Below are 2,344 nucleotides of genomic sequence, written 5' to 3'. Positions count from 1 at the left end.
CCGAGATCGCGCGGCGCACCCAGACGCGCACCGTCCTGCAGCTGGCCTACGCCGCGCGGCAGCCTGCGACCTCCTCCGGCGCGGCGTCCGAGATCGACCAGGCCCTCGACGATCTCGCCGCCAAGCTGAAGATGTCGCCGGGCGCCGACTCTGCCGAGCGCGCCCACCGCCTGCATCTGGCGGCCCTGCTGGAAGACAAGGACGAGCTCAAGCGCCTCCTCGCCGACACCAAATGGCGCCCCGAAACCCCGCCCGGCATGCCCATCGGCGAAGATGACGACGGGGATTTCTAGGCCGCGGCCAGCTCGCCCGCCAAAGCGCGCTCGATCAGGGCCACGGTCCGCTCGACGCCGAAGATCGCCACGAACGACCCGAACCGCGGGCCCTGGCTCTGGCCCAGCAGCACCTCGTAGAGGGCCGAGAACCAGGCGCGGAGCGGCTCGAAGCCGGCGTCCTTGCCGACCTCGAAGACCTCGTTCTGGATGGCCTCGGCATCTGCGCCGGCGGGCAGCGCCTTCAGCTTGGCGACCAGCGCCTGCATCGCCGCGCGCTCTTGATCGCTGGGCGCGCGGAATTGCTTCGAGGGTTTCACGAAATCCTCGTAGTAGTTGATCGCGTAGCCGGCGAGCTGGTCCAGCACCGGCTCGCTGGCCGGCGTCGCGCCGGGGATATAACGCTCGATGAAGCCCCACAGGATGTCCTTGGTCGAGGCGTCCGCCGCCGAGACCAGGTTCAGCAGCAGCGAGAAGCTGACCGGCGATCCGCGCTCCGGCGGGGCGCCGCGATGGACGTGCCAGGCAGGATTGTCGATGGCCGGCGCATTGGCCCCGTCCGCCCGCGCGCGATTGAACGCGTCGAGCTGCTGCAGGTACTCGTCCGTCGCCTTGGGGATGACGTCGAAATAGAGCCGCTTCGCCGACTTGGGCGACTGGTACATGTAGTAGGCCAGGCTCTCGGGCGTCCCGTAGCGCAGCCACTCGTCCATGGTCAGGCCGTTGCCCTTGGTCTTGGAAATCTTCTGGTTGTTCTCGTCCATGAAGAGTTCGAAGTGGAAGGCTTCTGGCGGCTCGCCGCCCAAGGCCCTGACGATCTTGTTGGACACGCGGACCGAGTCCACCAGGTCCTTGCCCGAGGCCTCGAAGTCGACGCCCAGCGCCACCCAGCGCGCCGCCCAGTCGGGTCGCCACTGCAGCTTCACATGGCCGCCGGTGACCGGCGTCTCGGTGATCGTCCCGTCCTCGTCGGCGAAGGTGATCGTGCCCTTTTCGACGTCGCGGGCGAGCGTGGCGGCCTGCAGCACGCGGCCGGACTTCGGACTGATCGGCAGGAAGGGCGAATAGGTGGCGCGCCGCTCCTCGCCGAGGGTCGGCAGCATGATCGCCTGCACCGCGTCGAACCGCGCCAGGATGCGCAACAGCATCTCGTCCAGGCGGCCGGATTTATAGGTCTCCGTGGACGACATGTAGGTGTAGTCGAAGCCGAAGCTGTCGAGGAAGGCGCGGAGCCTCGCATTGTTGTGCGCTCCGAAGCTCTCGTATTCGCCGAACGGATCGCGGACGCTGGTGACCGGCTTGCCGAGATCCTCCTCCAGCATGGCCTTATTGGGCACGTTGTCGGGGATCTTCCGCAGGCCGTCCATGTCGTCGGAGTAGACGATCAGCTGGGTCGGGATGGCGTCCTCGGTGAGCGCGCGGAAAGCGTTGCGCACCATGGTCGGCCGCGCCGCCTCGCCGAAGGTGCCCATGTGCGGAAGGCCCGACGCGCCATAGCCGCACTGGAAGATTACCGCCCGGTTGAGCGCAGGCAGGGTCTGGACGGCCTCGGCGAACTTTCCTTGCGCGAACAGCGCCGCGGCCAGGTCGCGCTCGGCGTCGGTCAGGCGCAGGCGGAGGATCCGCTCAAGCAGCAGGCGGGCCTGTTCGAACGGCCAGCTCTTGGCCTCGCGGGCCTGGGCGGAAAGCCCGTGCAATGTGGGTGGGGACGACATGGGGGCTGGCGGTAGCGCCCCGGGGCCTAGGGCTCAAGCGGAGTTTTGAGCCCCGCGCTGTCACGTGGGCGCCCTAGCGCACCATCATCAGCGCCAGGCCAATCCCGCCAATGGCGATCCTGAGCCAGCCGAACGGGGCGTAGCCACGGCGCGTGACGATGGTCAGCATGGCCCGGATCACCCCCAGAGCCACCAGGAACGACACGACGAAGCCCACGGCGATCAGGCCGGCGTGGCCGACGTTCATGATGTCGCGGCGGTTCTTCCAGCCGTCGACCACGAAGGCGCCGCTCATCACCGGTATGGCCAGGAAGAAGGAGAACTCGGCGGCGGCCCGCTTCTCGACGCCCATCAGCA

The 2,344-nt window shown here is 68.2% G+C and carries 2 protein-coding genes and 1 pseudogene; 1 reads left to right on the top strand and 2 read right to left on the bottom strand.

What is annotated here, in order from left to right:
• Positions 1-293: pseudogene (locus tag E8A12_RS08670) on the top strand (hypothetical protein); the annotation flags it as partial.
• Here the strand turns inward: E8A12_RS08670 and E8A12_RS08665 are convergent.
• Both E8A12_RS08665 and E8A12_RS08660 read right to left on the bottom strand, forming a co-directional pair.
• Positions 290-1,987, bottom strand: a complete 1,698-nt coding sequence (locus tag E8A12_RS08665; protein WP_293367680.1) for a lysine--tRNA ligase — start codon at positions 1,985-1,987, stop codon at positions 290-292. The pseudogene E8A12_RS08670 and the gene E8A12_RS08665 sit on opposite strands and share 4 nt — an antisense overlap.
• Before the next feature lie 73 nt (positions 1,988-2,060).
• On the bottom strand, positions 2,061-2,344 hold a 284-nt coding region (locus tag E8A12_RS08660; protein ID WP_293367678.1), incomplete at its 5' end, for an undecaprenyl-diphosphate phosphatase.

The sequence above is a fragment of the Phenylobacterium sp. genome (assembly GCF_004799395.1).
In the GTDB taxonomy this organism is placed as follows: domain Bacteria; phylum Pseudomonadota; class Alphaproteobacteria; order Caulobacterales; family Caulobacteraceae; genus Phenylobacterium.
The sequence above is the reverse complement of the archived record's forward strand: the minus strand, read 5'-3'. Positions and strand labels throughout refer to the sequence as shown.

Coding starts and splice junctions, on each gene's coding strand:
- E8A12_RS08665 (WP_293367680.1), bottom strand. CDS start 1,987: ATGTCGTCCCCACCCACATTGCACGGGCTTTCCGCCCAGGCCCGCGAG.